Origin of the sequence: Pseudomonas kurunegalensis, assembly GCF_030291635.1 — a bacterium.
Classification (GTDB): Bacteria; Pseudomonadota; Gammaproteobacteria; order Pseudomonadales; family Pseudomonadaceae; genus Aquipseudomonas; species Aquipseudomonas monteilii.
This window is the reverse complement of record NZ_CP127871.1, coordinates 6,047,793-6,074,633: the sequence shown is the minus strand read 5'-3', so window position 1 is coordinate 6,074,633 and position 26,841 is coordinate 6,047,793. Positions and strand designations below refer to the sequence as shown.

The 26,841-nt window shown below is 63.1% G+C and carries 25 protein-coding genes; 14 read left to right on the top strand and 11 right to left on the bottom strand.

The genetic code is table 11. The features are described 5' to 3' along the window. The first annotated feature begins 253 nt into the window (after positions 1 to 253). The 8 genes from QQ992_RS27660 to QQ992_RS27625 all read left to right on the top strand — a co-directional run bounded on the left by QQ992_RS27660 (position 254) and on the right by QQ992_RS27625 (position 10,772). Entirely contained in the window at positions 254 to 1,543 is a 1,290-nt protein-coding gene (locus QQ992_RS27660) for an MFS transporter (RefSeq protein ID WP_286111807.1), read from the top strand. 236 nt (positions 1,544 to 1,779) lie between these two features. Beyond that, entirely contained in the window at positions 1,780 to 2,778 is a 999-nt protein-coding gene (locus QQ992_RS27655; protein ID WP_060499691.1) for a phosphate ABC transporter substrate-binding protein PstS, read from the top strand. Positions 2,779 to 2,917: 139 nt separating this feature from the next. Next, the gene (locus QQ992_RS27650; protein WP_286111804.1) at positions 2,918 to 5,206 is read left to right on the top strand and encodes an ABC transporter permease subunit; all 2,289 of its coding nucleotides are present in this window, start codon (positions 2,918 to 2,920) and stop codon (positions 5,204 to 5,206) included. A gap of 71 nt (positions 5,207 to 5,277) precedes the next feature. Continuing rightward, complete coding sequence (gene pstA, locus QQ992_RS27645) at positions 5,278 to 6,894, top strand: phosphate ABC transporter permease PstA (RefSeq protein WP_156866896.1); 1,617 nt, start codon at positions 5,278 to 5,280, stop codon at positions 6,892 to 6,894. A gap of 72 nt (positions 6,895 to 6,966) precedes the next feature. Continuing rightward, a complete protein-coding gene (gene pstB, locus QQ992_RS27640) occupies positions 6,967 to 7,800 on the top strand; it encodes a phosphate ABC transporter ATP-binding protein PstB (RefSeq protein ID WP_012274853.1) in 834 nt (277 codons plus the stop codon). 130 nt (positions 7,801 to 7,930) lie between these two features. Then, a complete protein-coding gene (gene phoU, locus QQ992_RS27635) occupies positions 7,931 to 8,701 on the top strand; it encodes a phosphate signaling complex protein PhoU (RefSeq protein WP_016712726.1) in 771 nt (256 codons plus the stop codon). A 163-nt stretch (positions 8,702 to 8,864) separates the two neighbouring features. Then, on the top strand, positions 8,865 to 9,761 hold the full coding sequence (locus QQ992_RS27630; RefSeq protein WP_286111801.1) for a response regulator: 897 nt from the start codon (positions 8,865 to 8,867) through the stop codon (positions 9,759 to 9,761). 114 nt (positions 9,762 to 9,875) lie between these two features. Continuing rightward, positions 9,876 to 10,772: a peptidoglycan DD-metalloendopeptidase family protein gene (locus QQ992_RS27625; protein ID WP_286111800.1), complete on the top strand. Its 897-nt coding sequence runs from the start codon at positions 9,876 to 9,878 to the stop codon at positions 10,770 to 10,772. A gap of 12 nt (positions 10,773 to 10,784) precedes the next feature. On the opposite strand, the gene QQ992_RS27620 is transcribed toward QQ992_RS27625, so the two are convergent. The 3 genes from QQ992_RS27620 to phoB form a co-directional block, all read right to left on the bottom strand. Next, a complete protein-coding gene (locus QQ992_RS27620; protein WP_104833735.1) occupies positions 10,785 to 12,125 on the bottom strand; it encodes a hemolysin family protein in 1,341 nt (446 codons plus the stop codon). Between the two features lie 173 nt (positions 12,126 to 12,298). Beyond that, positions 12,299 to 13,606, bottom strand: coding sequence for a phosphate regulon sensor histidine kinase PhoR (gene phoR, locus QQ992_RS27615; RefSeq protein ID WP_105947147.1), 1,308 nt, complete (start codon positions 13,604 to 13,606; stop codon positions 12,299 to 12,301). A gap of 48 nt (positions 13,607 to 13,654) precedes the next feature. Then, positions 13,655 to 14,344: a phosphate regulon transcriptional regulator PhoB gene (gene phoB, locus QQ992_RS27610; RefSeq protein ID WP_003253341.1), complete on the bottom strand. Its 690-nt coding sequence runs from the start codon at positions 14,342 to 14,344 to the stop codon at positions 13,655 to 13,657. A 173-nt stretch (positions 14,345 to 14,517) separates the two neighbouring features. Here phoB and QQ992_RS27605 point away from each other — a divergent pair, with 173 nt between their 5' ends. Further along, positions 14,518 to 14,886 carry a COG4315 family predicted lipoprotein gene (locus QQ992_RS27605; protein ID WP_060493970.1) on the top strand — a complete coding sequence of 123 codons (369 nt, stop codon included), beginning with the start codon at positions 14,518 to 14,520 and terminating at the stop codon, positions 14,884 to 14,886. A gap of 118 nt (positions 14,887 to 15,004) precedes the next feature. On the opposite strand, the gene ubiA is transcribed toward QQ992_RS27605, so the two are convergent. Continuing rightward, the gene (ubiA, locus tag QQ992_RS27600) at positions 15,005 to 15,895 is read right to left on the bottom strand and encodes a 4-hydroxybenzoate octaprenyltransferase (RefSeq protein ID WP_286111798.1); all 891 of its coding nucleotides are present in this window, start codon (positions 15,893 to 15,895) and stop codon (positions 15,005 to 15,007) included. Beyond that, complete coding sequence (locus QQ992_RS27595; RefSeq protein ID WP_105947149.1) at positions 15,895 to 16,452, bottom strand: chorismate--pyruvate lyase family protein; 558 nt, start codon at positions 16,450 to 16,452, stop codon at positions 15,895 to 15,897. The genes ubiA and QQ992_RS27595 overlap by 1 nt, the downstream gene beginning before the upstream one ends. 129 nt (positions 16,453 to 16,581) lie before the next feature. Here QQ992_RS27595 and QQ992_RS27590 point away from each other — a divergent pair, with 129 nt between their 5' ends. The 4 genes from QQ992_RS27590 to QQ992_RS27575 all read left to right on the top strand — a co-directional run bounded on the left by QQ992_RS27590 (position 16,582) and on the right by QQ992_RS27575 (position 18,924). Next, positions 16,582 to 16,749: a rubredoxin gene (locus tag QQ992_RS27590; RefSeq protein ID WP_003253349.1), complete on the top strand. Its 168-nt coding sequence runs from the start codon at positions 16,582 to 16,584 to the stop codon at positions 16,747 to 16,749. A 16-nt stretch (positions 16,750 to 16,765) separates the two neighbouring features. Continuing rightward, positions 16,766 to 17,914 (top strand): NAD(P)/FAD-dependent oxidoreductase, encoded by a 1,149-nt coding sequence (locus tag QQ992_RS27585; protein WP_286111797.1) that lies wholly within the window; start codon positions 16,766 to 16,768, stop codon positions 17,912 to 17,914. Positions 17,915 to 18,101: 187 nt separating this feature from the next. Next, the gene (locus QQ992_RS27580) at positions 18,102 to 18,401 is read left to right on the top strand and encodes an HU family DNA-binding protein (protein ID WP_016712717.1); all 300 of its coding nucleotides are present in this window, start codon (positions 18,102 to 18,104) and stop codon (positions 18,399 to 18,401) included. A gap of 148 nt (positions 18,402 to 18,549) precedes the next feature. Beyond that, on the top strand, positions 18,550 to 18,924 hold the full coding sequence (locus QQ992_RS27575) for a helicase (protein WP_286111796.1): 375 nt from the start codon (positions 18,550 to 18,552) through the stop codon (positions 18,922 to 18,924). A gap of 33 nt (positions 18,925 to 18,957) precedes the next feature. Here the strand turns inward: QQ992_RS27575 and QQ992_RS27570 are convergent, their stop codons facing one another. From QQ992_RS27570 to exbB, 6 genes are all read right to left on the bottom strand, one after another. Beyond that, on the bottom strand, positions 18,958 to 20,361 hold the full coding sequence (locus tag QQ992_RS27570) for an aminoacyl-tRNA deacylase and HDOD domain-containing protein (RefSeq protein WP_286111795.1): 1,404 nt from the start codon (positions 20,359 to 20,361) through the stop codon (positions 18,958 to 18,960). A gap of 78 nt (positions 20,362 to 20,439) precedes the next feature. Next, the gene (recG, locus tag QQ992_RS27565; RefSeq protein WP_027609975.1) at positions 20,440 to 22,518 is read right to left on the bottom strand and encodes an ATP-dependent DNA helicase RecG; all 2,079 of its coding nucleotides are present in this window, start codon (positions 22,516 to 22,518) and stop codon (positions 20,440 to 20,442) included. Between the two features lie 3 nt (positions 22,519 to 22,521). Beyond that, positions 22,522 to 23,448, bottom strand: coding sequence for a hydrogen peroxide-inducible genes activator (locus QQ992_RS27560; RefSeq protein WP_286111794.1), 927 nt, complete (start codon positions 23,446 to 23,448; stop codon positions 22,522 to 22,524). 94 nt (positions 23,449 to 23,542) lie between these two features. Continuing rightward, the gene (locus tag QQ992_RS27555) at positions 23,543 to 24,274 is read right to left on the bottom strand and encodes an energy transducer TonB (protein WP_286111793.1); all 732 of its coding nucleotides are present in this window, start codon (positions 24,272 to 24,274) and stop codon (positions 23,543 to 23,545) included. Next, positions 24,271 to 24,699, bottom strand: coding sequence for a TonB system transport protein ExbD (exbD, locus tag QQ992_RS27550; protein ID WP_003253367.1), 429 nt, complete (start codon positions 24,697 to 24,699; stop codon positions 24,271 to 24,273). The genes QQ992_RS27555 and exbD overlap by 4 nt, the downstream gene beginning before the upstream one ends. Before the next feature lie 3 nt (positions 24,700 to 24,702). Then, positions 24,703 to 25,692: a tonB-system energizer ExbB gene (gene exbB, locus QQ992_RS27545; protein WP_198749908.1), complete on the bottom strand. Its 990-nt coding sequence runs from the start codon at positions 25,690 to 25,692 to the stop codon at positions 24,703 to 24,705. Between the two features lie 189 nt (positions 25,693 to 25,881). Here exbB and QQ992_RS27540 point away from each other — a divergent pair, with 189 nt between their 5' ends. Then, the gene (locus tag QQ992_RS27540; protein ID WP_286111791.1) at positions 25,882 to 26,751 is read left to right on the top strand and encodes an SDR family oxidoreductase; all 870 of its coding nucleotides are present in this window, start codon (positions 25,882 to 25,884) and stop codon (positions 26,749 to 26,751) included. The last annotated feature ends 90 nt before the right edge of the window (positions 26,752 to 26,841 follow it).

The following is a 26,841-nucleotide window of genomic DNA, read 5'->3' as shown; positions in this document are numbered from 1 at the left end:
GGGAAACTCTGCGAAACCGTCTGACAATACTGACCGGCGTTTTCGCACAACATCCCACGTTAGGGGCAACCTTTTCCTACGAACTGCCAGTATATAGAGCATAACGGCCAGCGACGACCGCGCATTCATGAATACGTGTAGGGATTTTGTATCGCTTTCAGCGCAGCTCGGCTATTTGCTATCTTCGCTTGTCCCCTAATCCAGAAGCCGCGTGCCAAGCGGCCTGCATGCCCTACAAAGAGAACAACGAGCGATGACTTCCGTGCCCAGCAGTATCGAGCAGCCCTCGCGGCCGCTGACCCGCAGTGACTACAAGACCCTCTCACTGTCCGCCCTGGGCGGTGCGCTGGAGTTCTACGACTTCATCATCTTCGTGTTCTTCGCCACAGTGGTCGGCAAGCTGTTCTTCCCGGCCGACATGCCCGAGTGGCTGCGCCTGATGCAAACCTTCGGCATCTTCGCCGCCGGCTACCTGGCGCGGCCGCTGGGCGGCATCATCATGGCGCACTTTGGCGACCTGCTAGGGCGCAAGAAGATGTTCACCCTGAGCATCTTCATGATGGCCCTGCCAACCCTGATCATGGGCCTGCTGCCCACCTATGCACAAATAGGCATGTGGGCGCCGATCCTGCTGCTGATGATGCGCGTGATCCAGGGCGCGGCGATCGGCGGTGAGGTGCCGGGTGCCTGGGTGTTCGTGTCCGAGCACGTGCCGGCGCGCAACACCGGCTACGCCTGCGGCACCCTGACCGCAGGCCTGACGGCGGGCATTCTGCTGGGTTCGCTGGTGGCGACCCTGATCAATAGCGTGTACAGCGCTGAAGAAGTGGCCGATTACGCCTGGCGTATTCCGTTCCTGCTGGGCGGTGTGTTCGGCCTGTTCTCGGTGTACCTGCGCCGCTGGCTGCACGAAACGCCAGTGTTCGCCGAAATGCAGCAGCGCAAGGCGCTGGCCGAGGAATTGCCGCTTCGCGCCGTGCTGCGTGACCACCGTGGCCCGATCATCCTGTCGATGCTGCTGACCTGGATGCTGTCGGCCGGCATCGTGGTGGTCATCCTGATGACCCCGGCGCTGCTGCAGAGTATCTACCACATCAGCCCGATAGACTCGCTCAAGGCCAACAGCATGGCCATCGTACTGCTCAGCTTTGGCTGCATCGGCGCCGGCAGCCTGGCCGACCGTTTTGGTGCGGGCCGCGTGTTCGTGATTGGCAGCCTGTTGCTGCTGGCCAGTTCCTGGGCCTTCTACCACAGCCTGCCGACCCGGCCTGAGCTGTTGTTCCCGCTGTACGCGGTGACTGGCCTGTGCGTGGGCGTGATTGGCGCTGTGCCCTATGTGATGGTCAAGGCGTTCCCGGCGGCGGTGCGCTTCAGCGGGCTGTCGTTCTCGTACAACGTGGCCTACGCGATTTTCGGCGGGCTGACGCCGATGGTGGTGACGGCGCTGCTGAAGGTGAGCCCGATGGCGCCGGCCTATTACGTGGCGGGGTTGTGTGCCGTGGGTCTGGCCGTGGGCCTGTACCTGCTCGCCAACAAGCGCTGATTTGCGCTGGGGCTACTGGCCTCTTCGCGGGTAAACCCGCTCCCACAGGTGCGGCGCTGGCCTTGAGGTCTGTGCAAATCCCTGTGAGAGCGGCTTTAGCCGCGAAGAGGCCAGACCTGCTTACAGTGATGGCCTTTCATCCAATTGTCACAATGAAGTCATATCGTGTTCATGCGGCCTGCCGATACTTGGGCCCGTTCCATCCAACACCCCAATATTCCTGCTAGGAGCAAGGCATGAAACTGAAGCGTTTGATGGCGGCCCTCACCTTTGCCGCCGCTGGCGTTGCAACCGCCAACGCGGTAGCCGCTGTCGATCCTGCGATCCCGACCTACACCAAGACCACCGGTGTTTCGGGCAACCTCTCCAGCGTTGGTTCCGACACCCTGGCGAACCTGATGACGCTGTGGGCCGAGGCCTACAAGAAGGAATATCCGAACGTAAACATCCAGATCCAGGCGGCCGGCTCCTCCACCGCGCCACCCGCGTTGACCGAAGGCACCGCCAACCTCGGCCCGATGAGCCGCAAGATGAAGGACGTCGAGCTGCAGGCCTTCGAGCAGAAGTACGGCTACAAGCCGACCGCCATCCCGGTTGCCGTCGACGCCTTGGCCGTGTTCGTGCACAAGGACAACCCGATCAAAGGCCTGACCATGGCCCAGGTCGACGCCATCTTCTCTTCCACTCGCCTGTGCGGTGGCAAAGCCGAGATCAAGACCTGGGGCGACGTGGGTGTGACCGGCGACCTGGCCAACAAGCCAATCCAGCTGTTCGGCCGCAACTCGGTATCGGGCACCTACGGCTACTTCAAGGAAGAAGCCCTGTGCAAAGGCGACTTCAAGCCTAATGTCAACGAACAGCCTGGCTCGGCTTCGGTGGTGCAGTCGATCAGCTCTTCGCTGAACGGCATCGGCTACTCGGGTATCGGTTACAAGACTGCCAGCGTCAAAACCGTAGCCCTGGCCAAGAAAGAAGGCGGCGAGTTCGTTGAAGACAACGAAACCAACGCCCTGAACGGCACCTACCCGCTGTCGCGCTTCCTGTACGTGTACGTCAACAAGGCCCCGAACAAGCCTCTGGCCCCGCTGGAAGCCGAGTTCGTCAAGCTGGTGCTGTCGCAAGCTGGCCAGCAGGTCGTGGTGAAGGATGGCTACATCCCGCTGCCGGCCAAAGTCGTCGACAAGACCCTGGCTGACCTGGGCCTGTCGCACGCCGGTAACGTTGCAAAGAAGTAACTAAATGAAGAAGAGGCCGGTGCCGATGCCCGGCCTCTTCCACGAAACTCCAGTCCGAAGCCAGGTTTCCTGTGCGGCGGGCTTTCGCGCGTCACCACTTTGTAATGTTTTTGTCACACGGGACCGCTAGGGTGTGCGCATGAATGATCTGGCCAATTCCAACATGACCCAAAACTCCCAGCCCGTGCGCATTGATTTCAATACGCCCGAGTTGCAACGCAAGCGCCGCATGCGTGCGCTCAAGGACCGCCTGACCCGCTGGTATGTGCTGGTGGGCGGGCTTGCCGTTCTGGCGGCCATCACCTTGATCTTCTTCTACCTGGCCTATGTGGTGCTGCCACTGTTCCAGGGCGCCGAGCTGACCAGCAAGAAAGCCCTCGCGCCAACCTGGCTGCAGCAGGATGCCGGCAAGCCGCTGATGATCGCGCTAGAAGAGCAGAACCTGGTGGGGATGCGTGTTTCGGACAAGGGCCAGGCATTGTTCTTCGATACCAAGACCGGTAACGAGCTCAAACGTGTCGACCTGCCTGTGCCGGCAGGCACCCAGGTTACTTCGATCAGTGCCGACCAGCCGGGTAGCCCGCTGGTGGTGCTGGGCTTGTCCAATGGCCAGGCGTTGGTGTTCCACCACACCTACAAGATCACCTACCCGGACAACAAGAAAACCATCACCCCCGGTATCGACTACCCGTACGCCGAGCAGCCGTTCGTGCTCGATGAGCAGGGCCGTGCGCTGGAGCACGTCAGCGTCAACGTCAATGGCGACACCTTGCTGCTGGCCGGTTCCACCGGCGCGCATCTGCAGGTGCTGGAGCTGACCCGCACGGAAAACATGATGACCGAAGAGGTCACCACCGAGCAGAACCGCATCGAACTGCCGCAAATGACCGAAGCGGTGAAGAACATCTTCATCGACCCGCGCCAGCAGTGGTTGTACGTGATCAACGGCCGCGCCACCGCCGACGTGTTCAGCCTGCGCGACAAGAGCCTCAACGGCCGTTACAAGCTGTCTGAAAGCGGCGATACCGAAATCACCGCCACGGCCCAGCTGGTTGGCGGCATCTCGCTGATCATCGGTGACTCCAAAGGCGGCCTGGCCCAGTGGTTCATGGCCCGCGACCCGGACGGCGAGTCGCGCTTCAAGCAGATCCGTACCTTCCAGATGGGCAAGGCGCCTATCGTGCAGATCGACGCCGAAGAGCGCCGCAAAGGCTTTATCGCGCTGGACGCAGACGGCAAGCTGGGCGTGTTCCACAGCACCGCGCACCGCACCCTGCTGGTAGAGCCGGCTGCCGAAGGCCCGGGTATCCTGGCCCTGTCGCCACGCGCCAACCGCATCATCATCGAAGAAGGCGGCAAACTGCTGCCCTTGAGCCTGCGCAACCCGCACCCGGAAATTTCCTTCAGCGCGCTGTGGGGCAAGGTGTGGTACGAGAACTACGACGAGCCGAAATACGTCTGGCAGTCGACCGCCTCGAACACTGACTTCGAGCCCAAGCTGAGCCTGTCGCCGCTCACCTTCGGCACCTTGAAGGCCGCGTTCTACGCGATGATCCTGGCCGCCCCGCTGGCCATTGCCGCCGCCATCTACACCGCCTACTTCATGGCCCCGGGCATGCGCCGCAAGGTCAAACCGGTGATCGAACTGATGGAAGCGATGCCGACGGTGATCCTCGGCTTCTTCGCCGGCCTGTTCCTGGCCCCGTACCTGGAAGGCCACCTGCCGGGCGTGTTCAGCCTGTTCCTGCTGATGCCGTTTGGCATCCTGCTGGCCGGCTTTGCCTGGACCCGCCTGCCAGAGTCGATCCGCCTGCGTGTGCCGGATGGCTGGGAAGCGGCGATCCTGATCCCGGTCATCCTGTTCACCGGCTGGTTTGCCCTGACCATGAGCCCGCACCTGGAAAGCTGGTTCTTCGGCGGCGACATGCGCCTGTGGATCACCAACGATCTGGGCATCACCTATGACCAGCGCAACGCCCTGGTCGTGGGTATCGCCATGGGCTTCGCTGTCATCCCGAACATCTATTCCATCGCCGAAGACGCCGTGTTCAGCGTGCCGCGCAGCCTGACCCTGGGCTCGCTGGCCCTGGGCGCGACACCCTGGCAGACCCTGACCCGCGTGGTCATCCTCACCGCCAGCCCGGGCATCTTCTCGGCGCTGATGATCGGCATGGGCCGTGCGGTGGGCGAGACCATGATCGTGCTGATGGCCACCGGCAACACCCCGGTGATGGAGATGAACCTGTTCGAGGGCATGCGCACCCTGGCCGCCAACGTGGCCGTGGAAATGCCGGAATCGGAAGTCGGCGGCAGCCACTATCGTGTGCTGTTCCTGGCCGCCCTGGTGCTGCTGATGTTCACCTTCATCATGAACACCTTGGCCGAGCTGATTCGCCAGCGTCTGCGCAAGAAATACTCGTCGCTTTGATAGAAAGGTAGCGATCCGTGAAAAAGGATTCCCTCAAAGGCTGGTTCAAGAGCGGCGCCCCCGGCGTCTGGATGAGCGGCGGCGCGGTGGCCATGGCGGTGATCATGACCGTCGGCCTGCTGGCGGTGATTGCCGTGCGCGGCCTGGGCCACTTCTGGCCGGCCGATCTTGTCCAGGCCACCTACAAGGTGCCGGGCCAGGCTGACCACGTCGTCATCGGCGAAGTGGTGCAAAAGGAAGAAGTGCCACGCGCCCGCCTGAAGGGTGCCGGCCTGCCGGTACCGGACCAGGGCCCGGAGTTCATGACCCGTGAACTGATCAAGATTGGTAACCGCGACCTCAACGGCAGCGACTTTACCTGGGTGGTCGGCGACTGGCTGGTTGACGAAAAACGCCCGGCCGACCTGATCGCCCTGGAACGCCGCGAGTGGGGCAACTTCTACGGCTACCTGGTCAGCGTCAAGGAAGAAGGCCGCGTGGTGGCCGAAGGCCCTGCCGCCTGGCACGAACTGCAGGCCCGCCTCAAGCGCGCCAACCAGCTCAACGGCGAGTTGCAGCAGCTGGAGAAGAAAGACATCGGCGCCATCAACCACGGCCTCGAGCGCCTGCGCCTGCAGGCCCGCAAGCTGGAGCTGGACGGCAAGCTGGACGCCGCTGCCCAGGCCGACATGGATGCCGACCGCGCCGAGCTGAACAGCCGCTACAAGGCCATCGAAGACCGCCTGACCGGCCTGCACCAGGCCTTCGCCCGTGACAGCCTGGTGGCCCGCGATGGCAACGGCCGTGAAGTGGAAATCAACCTGAGCAAGGTGGTGCATGCCATCCAGCCGAACGGCATGTCCGGCTTCACCAAGCTGGGTACCTACTTCGCCAAGGTCTGGGAGTTCCTCAGCGACGACCCGCGTGAAGCCAACACCGAAGGCGGTATCTTCCCGGCCATTTTCGGCACCGTGATGATGACCCTGATCATGGCCGTGATCGTCACCCCGTTCGGCGTGCTGGCTGCTGTCTACCTGCGTGAATACGCCAGGCAGGGGCCGGTGACACGCCTGATCCGCATTGCCGTGAACAACCTGGCCGGCGTGCCGGCGATCGTCTACGGCGTGTTTGGCCTGGGCTTCTTCGTCTACGTGCTGGGTGGCTCGATCGACCGCCTGTTCTTCCCTGAAGCGCTGCCGGCACCGACCCTGGGTACCCCGGGCCTGCTGTGGGCTTCGCTGACCCTGGCACTGCTGGCCGTGCCGGTGGTGATCGTGGCCACCGAAGAAGGCCTGGCGCGTATTCCGCGTACCGTGCGCGAAGGCTCGCTGGCCTTGGGCGCGACCAAGGCCGAAACGCTGTGGAAGATCGTTCTGCCCATGGCCAGCCCGGCCATGATGACCGGCATGATCCTCGCAGTGGCCCGCGCCGCGGGTGAAGTCGCGCCGCTGATGCTGGTGGGTGTGGTGAAGCTGGCGCCGTCGCTGCCGGTGGACGGTAATTACCCGTACCTGCACCTGGACCAGAAGATCATGCACCTGGGCTTCCACATCTATGACGTCGGCTTCCAGAGCCCGAACGTCGAGGCCGCGCGGCCGCTGGTGTATGCCACTGCGCTGTTGCTGGTGCTGGTGATCGCGACCCTCAACCTCTCGGCTGTGTGGATCCGTAACCACCTGCGCGAGAAGTACAAGGCCCTCGACAGCTGACCCTGATTGCAAGCGTGCCGCCCACCAGCCGGGCGGCCCTTTGAAACGAATTGATAGCGTATGGAGTAGACCATGCAGCAAGATTCCCATACCCACGGCATCGACATGTCTGCCCTGGGCCGCAACAAGCAGAGCCTGCGCCTGGCCGAAGAAACCGTGGCCATCGAAGTACCGGGCCTGAGCCTGTTCTACGGCGACAAGCAGGCGTTGTTCGACGTCAGCATGAACATCCCCAAGCAACGCGTGACCGCCTTCATCGGCCCGTCCGGCTGCGGCAAGTCGACCCTGCTGCGCACCTTCAACCGCATGAACGACCTGGTTGACGGTTGCCGCGTGGAAGGCGCCATCAACCTGTACGGCAACAACATCTACCGCAAGGGCGAAGACGTGGCCGAGCTGCGCCGCCGTGTGGGCATGGTGTTCCAGAAGCCCAACCCGTTCCCCAAGACCATCTACGAGAACGTGGTCTACGGCCTGCGTATCCAGGGCATCAACAAGAAGCGCGTGCTCGACGAAGCCGTCGAGTGGGCGCTGAAGGGCGCAGCCCTGTGGGACGAGGTCAAGGACCGCCTGCATGAGTCGGCGCTGGGCCTGTCCGGTGGCCAGCAACAGCGTCTGGTCATCGCCCGCACCATCGCCGTGGAGCCGGAAGTGCTGCTGCTCGACGAACCGTGCTCGGCGCTGGACCCGATTTCGACCCTGAAGGTCGAAGAGCTGATCTACGAATTGAAATCCAAGTACACCATCGTCATCGTGACCCACAACATGCAGCAGGCGGCTCGTGTTTCGGACTACACCGCGTTCATGTACATGGGCAAACTGGTCGAATTCGGGGATACCGACACCCTGTTCACCAACCCGGCGAAGAAGCAGACCGAAGACTACATCACCGGTCGCTACGGCTAAGAGCGCCTTTGGCGCAGCTGCAAGCTTTGAGCTGCAAGCTGCAAGATAAAGCGGTTAGCGCGGAGCCAGGGAACGACACGAACTACTTGAAGCTTGCAGCTTGAAGCTAGCAACTTCGCGGAGCGACAGCATGATCAACAAAGAAAGCCTTACGCACCACATTTCCCAGCAGTTCAACGCCGAGCTCGAAGAGGTGCGCAGCCACCTGCTGGCCATGGGCGGGCTGGTGGAAAAGCAGGTCAACGACGCGGTCACCGCGCTGATCGAAGCCGATTCGGGCCTGGCCCAGCAAGTGCGCGAGGTTGACGAGCAGATCAACCAGATGGAACGCAACATCGACGAGGAGTGCCTGCGTATCCTCGCCCGCCGCCAGCCGGCCGCCTCCGACCTGCGCCTGATCATCAGCATCTCCAAGTCGGTGATCGACCTGGAACGCATTGGTGACGAGTCGACCAAGATCGCCCGTCGCGCCATCCAGCTGTGCGAAGAAGGTGAATCGCCGCGTGGCTACGTCGAGGTTCGTCACATCGGTGACCAAGTGCGCAACATGGTCCGTGATGCACTGGACGCCTTTGCCCGCTTCGACGCCGACCTGGCGTTGTCGGTGGCCCAGTACGACAAAACCATCGACCGTGAATACAAGACCGCGCTGCGCGAGCTGGTGACCTACATGATGGAAGACCCGCGCTCTATTTCGCGGGTGCTGAGCGTGATCTGGGTCCTGCGCTCGCTGGAGCGGATTGGCGACCATGCGCGCAACATCTCCGAGCTGGTGATCTACCTGGTGCGCGGCACCGACGTACGTCACATGGGCCTCAAGCGCATGACAGCAGAAGTGCAGGGCACCGCTGTCGCTGATGGCGAAAAGGCTAATGTTTCGGGCGAATCTGACGATAAGTAAGGTTGCTCCCGAGCATCGACGCCCGGCCTTGGCCGGGCGTTTTCGTTTGCGGTCGAGCGCCTGCAGGCACCCGCGAACGATGTGAAGAAGTCCCGGCGTGACCAGGTTGTAGCAAATGGCCATTATTTGGCAGTAGGCTAGTCGGGGTTCAGAAGGAGTATCGATGAGTAAAGTGAATGTGCTGGTCGTGGATGACGCGCCGTTTATCCGTGACCTGGTCCGCAAATGCCTGCGCAGTGCCTTCCCGGGCATGGCCATCGACGACGCGGTCAACGGCCGCAAGGCCATGGCCATGCTGGACAAGGAAGCGTTCGACCTGGTCCTGTGCGACTGGGAAATGCCGGAAATGTCGGGCCTGGAACTGCTCACCTGGTGCCGCCAGCAGCCTACGCTGAAAAACCTGCAGTTCATCATGGTGACCAGCCGTGGCGACAAGGAAAACGTCATTCAGGCGATCCAGGCGGGCGTTTCCGATTTTGTCGGCAAGCCGTTCACCAACGAACAACTGCTGACCAAGGTAAAAAAGGCCCTGACCAAGATCGGCAAGCTCGACAGCCTGATGGCCAGTGGCCCGGCGCGGGTGAATTCGGCGTTTGCCAATGATTCGCTGAGTGCCCTGACAGGGGGCAAACCAGAAGCGGCCAAGGTGGCGGCCCCCGCACCGGCCCCGGCTGCCACCAAGCCATTGGCCGCAGCCCCCACGCCACCCGCCCCTGCACCGACCGGGCGTGGCCAGGGCCAGTTGCGGCTGGCCAGCGGCATGCAGCCCTGTGTGATCAAGGCACTGAGCTTGAAGGAGGCCTTGCTGGTGGTTCGCCGCAGCGAAGCGCTGCCGCAGGTGCTGGAAGGTGCGGTGCTGGACCTGGAGCAGGGTGAGAGCGCCGAAGTCGCGCGTTTGAACGGCTACCTGCATGCTGTCGCGGCATTGGAGCCCAAGCCCGACAGCGACTGGCTGCAGTTGACCTTCAAGTTCGTCGATCAGGACGCCCAGAAGCTCGATTACCTGTCGCGCTTGATTGCCCGTGGCACTGCACAGAAGCATTTCACCCCCGGCGCTTGACGCCAAAGCAGGGGCAGCACAGTGCTGCTCCTGCGCCATCCGACCAACTGCAATACCCGCCGCAAAACCCACTGCTAGGCTTCGAGACATCAAAACTGTCAAAAAGCCACTATCATGCCCACGCGCCTGCTGCTGTTCTGTGCATTGCTCATGGTCTCGGCGTCGAGCCTGGGTGTGACCCTCTACAAGATCACTGACGATTCCGGTGTGGTCTCCTATTCCGACCGGCCAGGCCCGGGCGCCAAGCCCTTGGTGCTGCGCGAGCCCATGGTCGAGACGCTGGAGGGCCAGGTGCTGTTGAACGCCAGGACCTTCGACGGTGGCGTGAGCTTTTCGGCGCGCAACGAGTTGCATGTACCCGTAGAGGTCGAGTTGCGACTGGACAATCTGGTGAACGCGCAAGGCGGCGATGCTCCGCGCATCGTACGCCGCTTGCTGCCGCCGCGTACCACGCAAATGCTCAGTGTGCTCCGGGGGCGCCCCGGGCTGCTGCTGAACTACCGCTCGACCCTGCTACAGGCCATGGGTGACCCGGGCATGCGGCCACAGGGCTTCCGTTACGCATTCCCCTGGATCGGCGGGCCGTTCCGCGTCACTCAGGGCCCTAACGGGCGTGTCAGCCACTTTGGGCCAAAGGGGCGCTATGCCATGGACATCGCCATGCCTGAAGGCACCACCATCATTGCGGCGCGCGAAGGCGTGGTGGTGAAGACGGAAAACACCCAGAGCGGGCGGGCGCCCAACCCTTCGGGCAACTTTGTCAGGATCCTGCACCCGGACGGCACCATGGGCGTGTACCTGCACCTGATGCGCGGTTCGGTGGTGGTGGCGGAAGGGCAACGGGTGCGCCAGGGGCAGGTGCTGGCCAAGTCGGGCAATACGGGCAACAGTACCGGGCCGCACCTGCATTTCGTGGTGCAGCGCAATGTGGGGTTGGCGCTGGAGTCGATACCTTACCGGTTCGACAGGCCGATCAGCGGGTTACCTGACTTTACTGCCGGCAACCCCTGACCGATACAGCCATCAGTCCAGCTTCAGCACCTTGGCCAGCACGATCTTCGGCCCTTTCATCTTCTTGATGATGATGCGCAGGCCTTCGACTTCCAGCACTTCCTCTTCTTCAGGCACGCGCTTGAGCGTTTCGTAGACCAGCCCGGCCAGGGTCTCTGCCTCGATGTGGTCGAGGTCGACCCCCAACAGGCGCTCGACCTTGAACAGCGGTGTGTCGCCGCGCACCAGCAGTTTGCCTGGCTGGTAAGCGAGGATGCCGCGCTCGGTCTTGCGGTGTTCGTCCTGGATATCGCCTACCAGCACTTCCAGCACGTCTTCCATGGTCAGGTAGCCGATAACCTTGCCGTCGGCTTCCTCCACCAGCACGAAGTGCGCGCCGCCCTTGCGGAACTGCTCCAGCAACTGGGCCAGCGGCATGTGCCGCGATACGCGCTCCAGGGGGCGGGCAAGGTCTTCCAGGTCGATGGTTTCGGGCAAGTGCTCCAGCTCGGCCAGCTCCAGCAGCAGGTCCTTGATGTGCAGCAGGCCGGTGAACTCCTCGCGCTCGGCGTCGTACACCGGATAGCGGCTGAACTTGTGGCGGCGCACCAGGGCCAGGATCTGCTTCAACGGCGCATGGGCGTCGATGCTGACCATGTCCTCACGCGAGTTGGCCCAGTCGACCACCTCCAGCTCGCCCATTTCCACGGCCGATGCCAGTACGCGCATACCCTGGTCGCTTGGGTCCTGACCACGGCTGGAGTGCAAAATCAGCTTCAGCTCTTCACGGCTGTAGTGGTGCTCGTGGTGCGGGCCAGGCTCGCCTTGGCCGGCAATACGCAAAATGGTGTTGGCGCTGGCATTGAGCAGGTAGATGGCCGGGTACATCGCCCAGTAGAACAGGTACAGCGGCACGGCGGTCCACAGCGACAGCAGCTCTGGTTTGCGGATGGCCCACGACTTGGGCGCCAGCTCGCCGACCACGATGTGCAGGTACGAGATGACGAAGAAGGCGACGAAGAACGAGACGCCTTTGATCAGCTCGGGCGAGTCGACCCCGAAGTACGCCAGCAGCGGCTCGAGCAGGTGGGCGAACGCCGGTTCACCGACCCAGCCCAGGCCCAGCGAGGCGAGGGTAATGCCCAGCTGGCAGGCCGACAGGTAGGCGTCGAGCTGATTGTGAACCTTGCGCAGGATACTGCCGCGCCAGCCGTGCTGCTCGGCGATGGCCTCGACGCGGGTGGCGCGCAGCTTGACCATGGCGAACTCGGCGGCAACGAAGAAGCCGTTGAGCAGCACCAGCAGGAAGGCAAAGATGATCATGCCGAAATCGGCGAATAACGAGGTGAGGCTGATACCAGGGGAAGGGTCCATGATGGAGTTTTTACGGGGTCCGTCTTAGAGATAGAGAGAAAAAAAGTGCCAGCTTTTGCTGGCACAGGGGATCCAATGTAGCGGCTGGAGCCGTAAAAGCAAAGGGTGGCGGATGTATTGCGGTCGCTGTGGGAGCGGGCGCGCCCGTGAAGGGCTGCACTGCAGCCCTAATCTCAAACCTTGCCGTTGGCCAATTGTGCCGGCGCAAAGTGACAGGTAAAGGTGCTGCCATGCCCCGGCACACTGCTGATTTCCAGCTTGCCGCGATGGCGCATCAGCACATGCTTCACAATCGCCAGCCCCAGCCCGGTGCCACCGGTATTCGACGCGCGGCTGGAGTCCACCCGATAGAAGCGTTCGGTCAGGCGGGGCAAGTGCTTCGCGTCAATACCCACCCCCGAGTCTTGCACCGACAAATGCGCACCTTGGGCATCGACCCACCAGCGGATGCGGATGTTGCCTTCGTCTTGGGTGTACTTGACGGCGTTGAATACCAGGTTGGAAAAGGCGCTGCGCAGCTCCGACTCGCTGCCCTTCAGTTTCACGCCGGGCGCAGCTTCCAGGCTGATGCGCTGGTTGCGTGGCCCGGACAGGGCCTGGGCGTCATTCTTGATGGCGGCGAGCAGGGCATCGACGGCCACCGGCTGGTTGTCCGACGGGTAATCGGTGGCTTCCAGCTTGGCCAGCAGCAGCAGGTCGTTGAGCAGCGTTTGCATGCGTGAGCCTTGCTGGCTCATCTGCTGAAGGGCGCGGCTCCAGCGCGGGTTCACGTCCTCGACGTTGTCCAGCAAGGTTTCCAGGTAGCCGGTGATGACCGTCAGCGGCGTGCGCAGCTCGTGCGACACGTTGGCGACGAAGTCCTTGCGCATCTGTTCCAGCTGGTGAATGCGGGTGACATCGCGCACCAGCATCAGGTGTTCGTTGTTGCCGTAGCGGGTGATGTGCAGTTGCACGCGCATGCGGTCGTTGATGGGCGAGGGGATTTCCAGCGGTTCGAGGTAATTCTCCGCTTCGAAGTATTCCTTGAAGCGCGGGTGACGCACCAGGTTGGTGACCTGCTGGCCGCCGTCCTGTGGAGTTTTGAAGCCCAGCAGGGTCTCGGCGGCGCGGTTCCACCACTCCAGGTTGCCGTCGCTGTCGAGCATGATCACGGCGTCACGTAGCGCGGCGGTGGACTCCTGCACCCGGTCGATCACGGCCTGCAGGCGGCCCCGCACGCGCTGGTCGCGGCGTTGCAGGTGGTAGATGCTGTCGAACACCTCGCCCCAAAGGCCGTAGCCATCGGGCGGTGCCTCATCGGGTTGGTGGTTGCGCAGCCAGTCGTGCAGGCGCAGCAGTTGCTTGAGGGTCCAGCCCAGGTAGAGGGCCAGGCCAATGGCCAGGCTCCAGCCATAGTAGCCGCTGACCAGCCCGCCGATCAGGCAGACGGTAATCAGCAACAGCAGATGGCGAATCAGGGTCGCGTGCCAGTTCTGGTTCAATTGACGGTCCTTGTACAACAACGTGCAGCGTGGCGCTTTTGAACTCGATCAGCTCTTGGTCGAGAAGCGGTAGCCAGTGCCCCGGACGGTTTGTACCAGATTTTCATAGGCTTCACCCAGCGCCTTGCGCAGGCGACGGATGTGCACGTCGACCGTGCGTTCCTCGACATAGACGTTGCCGCCCCATACCTGGTCCAGCAGCTGGCCACGGGTGTAGGCACGCTCCTGGTGGGTCATGAAGAACTGCAGCAGGCGGTATTCGGTCGGGCCCATCTCGGCCGGCTTGCCGTCGATGGTGACGCGGTGGCTGATCGGGTCAAGCAGCAGGCCGCCAACTTCGATCGGCGCCTCGCTGTCGCTCGGGCCGGTTCGGCGCAACACGGCTTTCAGGCGTGCTACCAGCTCACGCGGCGAGAACGGCTTGGTGATGTAATCGTCGGCACCCACTTCCAGGCCCTGGATCTTGTTGTCCTCTTCACCCTTGGCGGTGAGCATGATGATCGGGATGTCGCCGGTCAGCTCGTCGCGCTTGAGGCGGCGGGCCAGCTCGATGCCGGAGGTGCCCGGCAGCATCCAGTCGAGCAGGATCAGGTCCGGTTTGCGGTCGACGATGATCGCATGGGCCTGTTGAGAGTTTTCCGCTTCCAGGCAGTCATAGCCGGCCATTTCCAGGGCAACGGCGATCATCTCGCGAATGGGTGCTTCGTCGTCGACGATCAGAATGTTCCTGCCAACCATGCTCAAAACCTCTCCTGGATACGGTGTCTTGGCCCGCATTAGATAACGGAATTATTGCAGCTGTGTGACAGGGTGTTGGCCGTTCTGGCGACATTCCGTGACTGAACTAGGCTTCAAGGGGCCGCTGCGGCGGCCTACAGAATGCAACCCACCCCGAATTTATGGTGAATCCAATGACACGACAAACGCTGAGCTGGATGGCCCTTTTCGCTGCGCTGGCGCTCCCGGGGGTGGCGTCGGCCCACCATGCCATGGAGAAGGACGGCATGTGGGTCGATCATGCCGGCATGACCCTGTACACCTTTGACAAGGATGCGGGAGGCAAGTCGATGTGCAATGGCGATTGCGCCACCAACTGGCCGCCGTTGAAGGTGATGGATGGCGAAAAGGCCGAGGGCAAGTGGACGCAGATCAAGCGTGACGACGGTTCGATGCAGTGGGCCTACGACGGCAAGCCGCTGTACACCTTCGTCAAGGACAAGAAGGCTGGTGACATGACCGGTGATGGCGTGAAGGACGTCTGGCACGTTGCCAAGCCTTGAGATTGCCGGGGCCGCTTCGCGGCCCTTTCGCGACACAAGGCCGCTCCTACAGGGGTACGCGATCCCTTGTAGGAGCGGCCTTGTGTCGCGAAAGGGCTGCAAAGCAGCCCCAGAATAGTCAGCCGAACGCGTAGTCCAGCACCACCCCGATAAACACCAACAGCCCCGCCCAGTGGTTGTGCAGAAACGCCTTGAAGCACGACTCCCGGTCCAGCTTGCGCGTCAACCAGTACTCCCACGCAAAGCACGCTGCCGCACCCAGCAGCCCCAGGTGGAACCAGCCCCCCAGGTCGAAGCGGCTGCCTGCCAGCAACAGGCAACCCAGCGACAGCAGCTGCAAGGTCAGGATGATGGTGCGGTCGGCGTCGCCAAACAGGATCGCGGTCGACTTCACACCAATCTTCAGGTCGTCATCGCGGTCGACCATGGCGTAGTAGGTGTCATAACCCACCGTCCACAGCAGGTTGGCGATGTACAGCAGCCACGCGCTGGCCGGCAGCTCGCCACCCGCTGCCGTGAACGCCATGGGGATGCCCCAGGAGTACGCCGCCCCCAGCACCACCTGCGGGTAATAGGTGTAGCGCTTCATGAACGGGTAACAGAACGCCAGCGCCACCGCGCCGAACGACAGCCATACCGTGCGGCTGTTGGTGCACAGCACCAGCAGGAAGCTCACCCCGACCAGGATGGCGAACAGCGCCAGCGCTTCGCGTGGCCTTACTCGGCCACTGGCCAGAGGCCGGTCGGCAGTGCGCTTGACGTGGCCATCCACCTTACGGTCGGCGAAATCGTTGATGCAGCAGCCCGCAGCGCGCATCAGCACCACGCCGAGGCCGAAGATCAGTACATTGGCCACGGTAGGTGAACCGTTGGCGGCAATCCATACCGCCGACAGGGTCGGCCACAGCAGCAGGTAGATACCAATCGGCCGGTCCATGCGGCTGAGCTGGACGAAGTCCCAGGCTCGCGGGTGCAGGCGGTTCAGCGACTTGAGCAGTTGCAGGTACATCAGCGGTTTTCCTCCTTGGCCGCTTGCCACAAGGCTGGCAGGAACACTTCTGCCACCAGCAGGTCCAGGCCGCCCCGTTCGAAGCGCGAGCGGCGGCCCCACAGTGCTGCGCGGGTGGCTTCGGTCGGCAGCCAGGCCTGTGGATAACTGCACACTTCAATCGGGTGGCGGATGAACGCCTGGTCGCAGAACAGCAATTCGCCCAGCGAGCGGCTGCCCAGGGTTTCCAGGTCCAGCCCGCCGCGCTCCAGGGCGCTGCGGCTGGCGACGCTGCGGGCGAACACCCAAGGTTGGCCATGGCCACGCAGGTACACCTCGCGCACCCAGCCTTCGGCGCCAGCGGCAATGCCTAGCGCCTGGCATTCGTCATCGCGCAGTGGCTGCCAGCCCTCGAACAGCGGGGTGACGGAGAAGTGATCGTTGGAGAGGCGGGTCAGGCGGCGGGTCAGCGAGCCCTCGTCGAACAGCCAGTCAAGGGTGGGCTGGTCGATGCCGGTCGCCAGCTGTGAATACGGCAGCCACGCGACAGCGGCTGCTTGCGGGGATTCGTACGACACGTCGGTCTGCTTGTTACAACCAGAGAGGCGGCGAGCTTAGCATGATTGCCCTGACTGCTTGCATAATGCATGAAACAGGGCCAGAGACCGGCCTGATAAAGCCTGAGTTCCACCAAGGAAAAAGACCTGATGAAAAAGTGGCAATGTATTGTCTGCGGCCTGATCTACGACGAAGCCGAAGGCTGGCCCGACGACGGCATCGCCCCCGGCACCCGTTGGGAAGATGTGCCTGAAGACTGGCTGTGCCCTGACTGCGGGGTTGGCAAAAGCGACTTTGAAATGATCTCCATCGGCTAATCGAGGAAAGCACGACATGACGTCCCCTGTGGTAATCATCGGTACCGGCCTTGCGGGTTACAACCTGGCGCGTGAATTTCGCAAGCTCGATACGCAGACGCCGTTGCTGCTGATCACCGCCGACGATGGTCGTTCCTACTCCAAGCCCATGCTCTCCATGGGCTTTGCCAAGCAGAAAGACGCCGACGGCCTGGTCATGGCCGAGCCAGGCGCAATGGCCGAACAGCTGAATGCCGAGATCCGCACCCATACCCGTATCAGCGGCATCGACCCAGGCCACAAGCGCCTGTGGATCGGCGAAGAGGCCGTGGAGTACCGCGACCTGGTGCTGGCCTGGGGGGCGCAGACCGTGCAGGTGCCGATCGAAGGCGACGGCAGCCATCTGGTGTTCCCGATCAATGACCTCGAAGACTACGCGCGCTTCCGTGCTGCCGCTGTCGGCAAGCAGCGTGTGCTGATTCTCGGTGCCGGCCTGATCGGCTGCGAGTTCGCCAACGACATGAGCCTGGGTGGCTTCCAGGTGGAGGTAGTGGCGCCATGTGAGCAAGTGATGCCAACCCTGCTGCACCCGGCCGCTGCGGCGGCTGTGCAAGCCGGGCTGGAAGGCTTGGGCGTGCGCTTCCACCTGGGCCCGGTGCTGACCCGCTTGCAGCAGGTGCCCCAAGGCCTGGAGGCGCACCTGTCGGATGGCAGCGTGATCGCCTGCGACCTGGTGGTTTCGGCCATCGGCCTTCGCCCGCGCACCGACCTGGCTGCCGCAGCCGGCTTGCAGACCAACCGTGGCGTCAGCGTAGACCGCGAGTTACGTACATCCCACACCAACATCTTCGCCCTCGGCGACTGTGCCGAGGTCGATGGCATCAACCTGCTCTACGTGATGCCACTGATGAGCTGTGCCCGGGCGCTTGCACAAACCCTGGCCGGCAAGCCGACGGCGGTCGCCTATGGGCCGATGCCGATCACCGTGAAAACCCCGGCCTGTCCGCTGGTGGTTTCACCGCCGCCCATGGGCCACGAAGGCACTTGGCAGGTGGAGGGGCAGGGCAGTGACCTCAAGGTGCTCTGCCACGGCGCAGACGGCAACTTGCTGGGCTACGCCCTGACCGGGAAAGCCGTGATGGAGAAGCTGGCGCTGAATCGTCAGTTGCCAGCCGTAATGGCGTAAATAGAGGGTGTTCTGTCGGATTTATCCTGTTGTTGCCCACACAATGGCCGCCCAGATACTGGCGCGGCCCCGGAGCTCGTGCCATTCTCACTTCCGTCTGCCGCAGATTAGAGCCTGCGGTGCCTTGAGCGCTGCTCCCAAAGGCAGCACGGCATAACAACAAGAATTCCGTCAAAGAGGCTTCACTATGCGCAAACCAGAACTCGCCGCCGTCATCGCCGATAAGGCCGATCTGACCAAGGAAAAGGCCAATCAGGTTTTGAACGCGATTCTCGACAGCATCACCGGCGCCCTGGACAAGGACACCGTGACCCTGGTCGGTTTCGGCACCTTCGAAAAACGTCATCGCGGCGCGCGTACCGGCAAGAACCCGCAAACCGGCGAGCCGGTCAAGATCAAAGCCAGCAACACCGTGGCCTTCAAGCCTGGCAAGAACCTGCGCGACAGCGTCAACGCCCCCGTCAAGCCAGCCAAGAAAGGCAAGTGATCGCTCCCTGACAACCCCCGTGTCAGCCAAGCGGGCGCCCCAGGGCGCCCGTTGTGCTTTCTGCAGGCAAAATGTTTCGAACTTGCATAAATAGTTCAGGAAAGGGATAAACTGCGCGCCTTAGTCACTTTTCATTCGAGGCGCGTTGATGAAGTTCCGCTTTCTTCTCTGGGCCATGGGGCTGTTGATGGCCAGGGCCAGCCGTAACAACCCGGCGTTCCAGCAGCAGCTCAAGGGCAAGGACCTGGTGTTCCAGATGCAGACCCTGGACGGCAAGGTCGCCCGGCACTTCATCGTCAATAACGAACGCATCAGCAGCAAGGGCGGCGCACACCCGCAGCCGGCCTTCGCCATTGCCTTCAAGGACGCGGCCTATGGCTTCTCCACGATGCAGGCGGGTAACAAGCAATTGGCGTTCATGCAGGGGATTCAGGACAAGCACATCCAGATCAAGGGCAATCCGGCGCTGGTGATGTGGTTCCAGGGGTTGATGAAGTACCTGAAACCCAAGAAGAAGGGCTGAAAATGCCGGGGCTGCAAAGCAGCCCCAGAAGAATCAATGCGGTGCGTGGAACTGCGAAGCCAGTTCGCGCAACAGGTTCTCGGCCTCGAGCACCTTGTTCACCACATCTTCCGCCTTGTCCCGGGTAATCCCCAGGCGCTCCAGCAACGCGTCCGGGATCTCCTCCATCGGCCCCGAACCAATGCCTCGCGAGCGCAGCAGGCGGGTGGCCAGGCACACCAGGTTGGGGAAGGCTGCATACTCGCCGTCGTAGGCCGGGTCGTGCTGGAAGCGCAGCGCGGTCGACAGCTCTTCCGGCATGTCCCACAGCTTCATCAGCCAGGCGCCGATCTGCTCGCGGCTGATGCCCAGCAGGTGCTGTTCCACGTAGGTGTGGTTCAGGTGCGGGTTCACCTCCAGATGGCGGCAAATCAGCGAGAAGTGCGGTGGGAACACGTGCGCCAGCAGCAGGTAGCCGAAGTTGTGCAGCAGCCCGGCCAGGTAGGTAAGCCCGGCCTCGGGGCGTTCTGCCCTCGGCATGGCACGGGTCAGGCCTTCGATGATTGCGGCGGTGTAGATCGACTGCTGCCAGTACGGTGTGGCCTGCTGCGGGTGGTCTTTAGGCAGGCTCAAGGTTTTGCCCAGCGCCAGGCCCAGGGCCAGGTTGATCACCAGGTCGAAGCCCAGCACGCGCACGATGGCATCTTCCACCGAGCGGATCTTGCCGGGTGAGGCGTAGTACGGCGATGCCGCCCAGCTCACCACCTGGGCCGCCAGCGCCGGGTCGGTTTCGACCACGCCGGTGATGTCATCGATGCTGGCGTTGGGGTCTACCCGCAGCTTGATGATCTTCTGCGCGGTATCGGCCAGCGGTGGGATCTCGATGGTTTCTTCCAGGCGCTTCTGGATGCGCCGGGCCGTGAAGGCCTGCACGGCATTGGTGATTTCCCGGGTGTCGTCATCGGGGCGGTCGAGGTTGGGGCTGATGGCCTCGATTTCCTGACCGAAGCTGCTGGCGCTGGCTTTGACCAGCATGCGCTTGAAGTGCGCGCGTTCGATTGCCAGCAACAAACCACTTTCGCCCGATTGGATATAGACGGTTTCAACGTCGAGCAGGCTCTTCTCGTACTGGCACGGTGAGCTGGTCAGCGCCGGAATGCCTGGCAGGGCCTTGAGCTGGTGTTTGTCGAGCATCTGCTTCAAGCGCGGCACCGACACGGCGGTGAGCTTACGCCCGGTCAGTTCGGCCAGGCGGTTGAGGTCCAGCAGTTGGCTCTGCGGGAACAGCACCATGAGGGCGCCGACCTCGTCGTCGAGAAGCACTGCCTGCACCCGCGAAGCCGCAGGAAGGTGCGGGTGCTCGACCACCTCGCGGTAGGCGACGCCGACCTTGTCGAGCAGCAGCCTGATGACAGAGGGTGCGTGTGGGGTTGCGGTGTCCAGGGCAACTTCAGTCATGGTCCGTATCCACTGATTCTTTTAAACGCGAAGTATAACCAGCCTGCGAGCAAATCTGGATCCATTCTGGGACTGGCGTCACACTTGGCCATATTGCTGGCCATGACGCAGCCAGCGGTCGAGCAACGGGCTGACGTGTTCCGGCCAACGCGCGATCAGGGCCTGGGCGGCGTCGCGCACCGCTGGCAACAGGTCGGCGTCACGCATCAGGTCGGCGACCTTGAACTGTAGCAGGCCGGTCTGGCGGGTCCCCAGCATCTCGCCCGGGCCGCGCAACTCCAGGTCCTTTTCGGCGATGATGAAGCCGTCGTTGGTCTCGCGCATGATCCCCAAGCGCTCGCGGCCGATCTGCGACAGTGGCGGGTGGTACAGCAGCACGCAATGGCTCACGGCACTGCCCCGGCCAACCCGGCCGCGCAGCTGGTGCAACTGGGCCAGGCCAAGGCGCTCGGGGTTCTCGATGATCATCAGGCTGGCGTTGGGCACGTCCACGCCTACCTCGATGACCGTGGTCGCAACCAGCAACTGCAATTCACCGGCCTTGAACTGCGCCATGATCTCGGCTTTCTCCGCAGGCTTCATGCGACCGTGGATCAGGCCCACACGCAGTTCGCCCAAGGCGCTGCCAAGTTCTTCATAGGTGCTTTCGGCCGCCTGGCAGGTCAGCTCTTCAGACTCTTCGATGAGGGTGCAAACCCAGTAAGCCTGACGCCCCTCGGCGCAGGCGGCGCGTACCCGTTCGACCACTTCGAAGCGGCGGCTATCGGCTACCAGCACGGTGTTCACCGGGGTGCGCCCAGGCGGCAGCTCGTCGAGCACCGAGGTGTCCAGGTCGGCGTAGGCGCTCATCGCCAAGGTGCGCGGAATAGGCGTGGCGGTCATGATCAACTGGTGCGGGCACAGCTCGCCGGCCACGCCCTTCTTGCGCAGGGCCAGGCGTTGCTGCACGCCAAATCGGTGCTGTTCGTCGATGATCGCCAGCGCCAGGTGCTTGAACTTCACCTCTTCCTGGAACAGCGCGTGGGTGCCGACCACCATCGGTGCGCCGTTGGCGATCTGCTCCAGGGAAGCGGCCCGTGCCTTGCCCTTGAGCTTGCCGGCAAGCCAGGCCACTTCGATGCCCAGCGGTTCAAGCCAGCGCTTGAAGGTGATGTAGTGCTGCTCGGCGAGGATCTCGGTGGGTGCCATCAGCGCTACCTGATAGCCAGCTTCCAAGGCCTGCAACGCGGCCAGGGCGGCAACCACGGTCTTGCCGGCACCCACATCGCCCTGCACCAGGCGCATCATCGGCTCGTGCTGGCTGAGGTCATAGGCAATTTCGTTGGCCACCCGCTGCTGCGCGCCGGTCGGCTGGAAGCCCAGGTTGGCCAGGTACTGCGCTTGCAGACGCTTGGCCTTGGGCAGTACCGGTGCGCGCAGGCTACGCAGGCTTTCGCGCAGGCGTTGCTGCGACAGCTGATGGGTCAGCAGTTCTTCGAAGGCCAGGCGGTGCTGGGCCCAGTGCTGGCCTTCGGCGAGCTCGTCGAGGTCGGCGTCGGCCGGCGGGTTGTGCAGGTAGCGGATGGCATCGTCCAGCGGCGCCAGTTGGTAGTCCCGGGCCAGCTCGTCAGGCAGCCAGTCAGGCAGGCTGCGCGGACCAAGCAGGCCCAGGCTCTGCTGGCACAACAGGCGCAGGCGTTGCTGGGTGAGGCCTTCGGTGGACGGGTAGATCGGTGTCAGCGTCTGCTCGACCGGGGGCGGTGGTTCGTCGCCATTCAGTGCGCGGTACTCCGGGTGGTAGATTTCCAGGCCCGAAGCGCCGGGGCGGGCTTCGCCGTAGCAGCGCAAGTGGGTGCCGCGTTTCAGGCCTTCTTTCTGCGCGTTGCTGAAGTGGTAGAAGCGCAGGCTCAGCACGCCACTGCCATCTCCCAGTCGCACCACCAGGCTACGTCGCTTGCCCATGGTCACGTCGGCGCCGCTGACAACGCCCTCGATCACGGCATCCTGGCCGGGGCGCAATTGGCCAATCGGCACCACGCGGGTGCGGTCCTGGTAGCGCAGGGGCAGGTGGAACAACACATCCTGCAGGTTCTCCAGGCCGACCTTGGCGAGTTTTTCCGCCATGGCCTCGCCAACGCCCTTGAGTACCGTGACCGGGACCTTCGACAGCTCACTCATGACTCAGGCCGGTTGTTCCGCAGGGGCTTTGGCAACCGAGCACAGGCGGATCGAATCTGCGAGGATCTCGATGGCCTTCGGCCGTGGGAAGCTGGCACGCCAGGCAATGGCCACGGTGCGGAACGGCGCCGGCGCCGTCAGCGGGCGGACCTCGATGATGCCAGGGGCGTAGTGGTGGCTGTGCACCGCCGACAGCGGCAGGATCGAAACGCCAAGGCCCGATGCCACCATATGGCGGATGGTTTCCAGCGAGCTGGACTCGACCGTGGTGTGCCTGGAACCTTCGCCGCCCTTGTTCAGGGTCGGGCAGGCTTCCAGTACCTGGTCGCGGAAGCAGTGGCCCTCACCCAGCAGCAACAGGCTCTTGTCGTTGAGCATGGCGGTGTCGATGGTCTTTTTCGCCGTCCACGGGTGGTCGGCCGGCATCAGGGCGCAGAACGGCTCATCGTACAGCGGCAGGGTCAGCACGTCGGCTTCGTTGAACGGCAGGGCGATGATCACCGCGTCCAGTTCGCCATTGCGCAGCTTTTCGCGCAGTACGTGGGTGAAGTTTTCTTCGATGTACAGCGGCATCTGCGGCGCTACGCGGTGCAGTTGCGGAATCAGGTGCGGGAACAGGTAGGGGCCGACGGTGTAGATGGCACCGACCTTGAGCGGGGCGGTCAGCTGGTTCTTGCCGGCCTGGGCCAGCTCGCGAATGCCTTGGGCCTGCTCCAGTACCTTCTGCGCCTGGGCGACGATGCTTTCGCCGACCGGGGTCAGGCGCACCGCGCTCTTGCTGCGTTCGAAGATCAGAACGCCAAGCTCATCCTCGAGCTTCTTCACACCGACCGACAGGGTCGGCTGGCTCACGTGGCAGCGTTCGGCGGCATGGCCGAAGTGCTGTTCCTGGGCGAGTGTGACGATGTAGCGTAATTCTGTGAGGGTCATAACGTGCGTCCATGAAGTTGCGGGCCCAGCATAGCGGCTGCAATCGATAGACGCACGTTATCAGACTTGCCGATTTGTGACAGAAACAAAAGTCTCAGCGGCGGTCCAGCGAGTAGACGAACGGTGCCACGACTTCAATCGTGCCATTGTTCAGCAACTCGGGTGGCGGCTTGGGTACCGTGCCGGCCCGACGGATCATTTCCAGGGTCGCCCGGTCCAGTGCGGCACTGCCCGAACCACCGGCCATGGCGTACGACACGACCTTGCCTTCGGCATCCACCACGAAGCGCAAGCGGTTGATACCCTGCAGGCCGCGACGGCGCGCGTCTTCCGGGTAACGCTTGTACTTGGCCAAGTGGCGCAGCAGGTCACTCTGCCAGGTTGGCAGGGCGTTGCTGTTGGACGCAATGCTCGGTGCCGGTGCCGCGGACTTCTGCGGTGGCGTGTTGCTGGGCGGTGCGTCTACCGTTTGCTCGGTCGGCGGTGCTTCCTTCGGCGGCTCAGGCTTTTTCTCAGGCTTGGGCGGCTGGGGCTTGGCCTTCGGCTTGGGCGGCTTGTGCACGGCGATCTTGGGTTTGGGCGCTTCCACCAGCTTTGGCAACGGCAATTCTTCAACCGGTGCCGGTGGCTGTGGAGCCGCTTTCGGTGGCGGTGGTGGCGCAGGCTCCGGCAACGGTGCCAGCTCGACCATCATCGCTGCCGGGGGCAGTTCGATGGCCTGAGGCACCGACCAGTTGAGCGTCAGCAGCACGGCGACCACGTGCACGCCCAGCACGATCGCCAGGCTGCCCCCGTAGCGCGCCATGTTCGAGCGCGTTTTCGTCATTTCTTGGCTGCCGTCTCGAGACCTACCAGACCGACCTTGAGGTAGCCGGCCGCGCGCATGTTGTTCATCACTTCCATCAGGTCACCGTAATCCACGCCTTTGTCAGCCTGGAAGAAGATGGTGGTTTCCTTGTCACCCTTGGTCTTGGCATCGAGCATCGGGCCAAGCTGGTCGGGTGCAGCAACCTGATCGTCGCCGACGTACAGCTTCTGGTCGGCCTTGACGCTGACGAACACCGGCTTCTCGGGCCTCGGCGCCGGTTTGGCGGTCGAGGCCGGCAGGTCGACCTTGATGTCGACCGTGGCCAAGGGGGCTGCGACCATGAAGATGATCAGCAGCACCAGCATCACGTCGATGAACGGCGTAACGTTGATTTCGTGGTTTTCGGCGAGGTCGTCGCCACCTTCGTTGAGATGCAGGCCCATGGCTTACCCCACTTTCACCATGTGCGGGGCGGCGCGTTCGCTGCCCTGGTGGTCCAGGTCACGGCTGACCAGCAGCAGTACCTGAGCGGAGGCGTCGGACACCTGAGCCTTGTAGCCAGCGATGGAGCGGGCGAAGACGTTGTAGATGACCACAGCCGGGATTGCAGCGACCAGGCCCAGGGCGGTGGCCAGCAAGGCTTCGGCGATGCCGGGGGCAACCACGGCCAGGTTGGTGGTCTGGGTCTTGGCGATGCCGATGAAGCTGTTCATGATGCCCCATACAGTACCGAACAGACCTACGAACGGCGCGGTGGAACCGATGGTTGCCAGTACGCCGGTGCCGCTGCTCATGGTACGGCCGCTGGCGTGCACCAGGCGCTCCAGGCGGAAGCTGACGCGCTCCTTGATGCCTTCTTTTTCGCGGGCGTTGGCCGACAGGCGCATTTCTTCGAGGGCGTCGTGAACCAACGTGTGGGCCAGGGTGCCTTCCTTGTTGGAGACTTCGCTGGCTTCTTTCAGGGTGGTGGACTTCTTCAGCTGGGCGATTTCACCACGCAGGCGACGTTTGGCGCCCATCAGCTCGAAGCCTTTGGCGATCCAGATGGTCCAGGTGATGATGGAGGCGATAGCCAGGCCGATCATGACGATCTTCACCACGATGTCGGCGTTTTTGTACATGCCCCACGGGGACAGGTCGTGGGCCATGCCCAGGGACGTGTCTTCAACCAGTGCATCGGTAGCGGGATCAACCACTACCTGCGAATCTGCCGGGGCGGCAGCTTGTGCTTCGCCAGCGGGAGCCTGGCCTTCCACAGCCGGTGCCGCCGGGGCAGCTTGAGCAGCCGGAGCGGAAGCCGCGGCTGGTGTAGCGGCATTGGCGGTTGGCTCATCGGCCATGGCCACCGGGGCCAGCACCAGGCTGAGTGTCAGCGCGGCGATGGCGCGCCAGGCGCGCGACGGGGTTGGCGAAGCGGAAGGTTGAGTACGTGTCATGCTGGCCGGACCTGATGAAGAAAAAGTGGACGTTCTCCAAGGCCTCGAGATAGGCCGAGAACAAATTGGTCGCCATTATTGCAAGTAATTCTTGTTAACAAAAGTAATCTTGTTGCTTTTTTCGCCTATGGTCTAGCCGCCCATCGTGTAGCGTGGCCGGGCTGATCAATTGGTCTAGGGAGTTTTGTGATGTCAGACCTATCCGTGATGGTGGTGGGATGTGGTGATGTAGGCGGGCGTTTTGCCAAGCAGATGCTGGCCAAAGGCTGGCAGGTAAGCGGCCTGCGCCGTTCTGTCGGGCAACTGCCTGCGGGTATTGCACCGGTTGCCGCCGACCTGGCGGAACCTGCAATTCCGCAAGCCTGGCCGCAGGGCTCGCTGGACTACCTGGTGTACTGCGTGGCGGCCAGCCAGCACGACGAGGCGGGTTACCAGGCGGCCTACGTCGACGGCTTGCGTCATGTGCTGGCGTGGCTGGCCGAGCGAGGCCAGCGCCCGCGTCGCTTGCTGTTTGTATCGAGCAGCAGCGTGTATGCCCAAAAAGACGGGGAATGGATCGAAGAAGGTGCGGCTACCGAGCCTGAAGGTTATTCCGGGCGGGTGATGCTGGAGGCCGAGCAGCTGGCGCTGGCCAGCGGCATTCCGGCAAGCGTGGTGCGTCTGACCGGCATCTATGGCCCAGGCCGCGAGTGGCTGCTGAGCCAGGTGCGCCAGGGTTACCGCGTCGCCGAGGAGCCGCCGCTGTATGGCAACCGCATTCATGCCGAGGATGCTGCCAGCCTGTTGGCGCACCTGCTGCAGGCCGATGCCGATGGCAAGGTGCTGGACGACTACTACATTGGTGTCGACGACGACCCGGCGCCGCTGGCCGATGTGGTGGCCTGGCTGCGGGCATACATGGGGGTTACCGAGTGGTCCGATGAGCAGCGGGTGCGGCGTACCGGCAGCAAACGCTGCAGCAATGCCCGGGCGCGGGCGTTGGGGTGGGTACCGGTGTATCCGAGTTACAAGGAAGGGTATGCCGCGATTCTTGAGGAAAAAAGTCAGTCTCAGGCCTGATGCGGTCCCTGTAGGAGCGGCCTTGTGTCGCGATGGGGCGCGCAGCGGCCCCAGAATTTCAGCGTCGCCGCCTAGAGTGCCGGGGCTGCT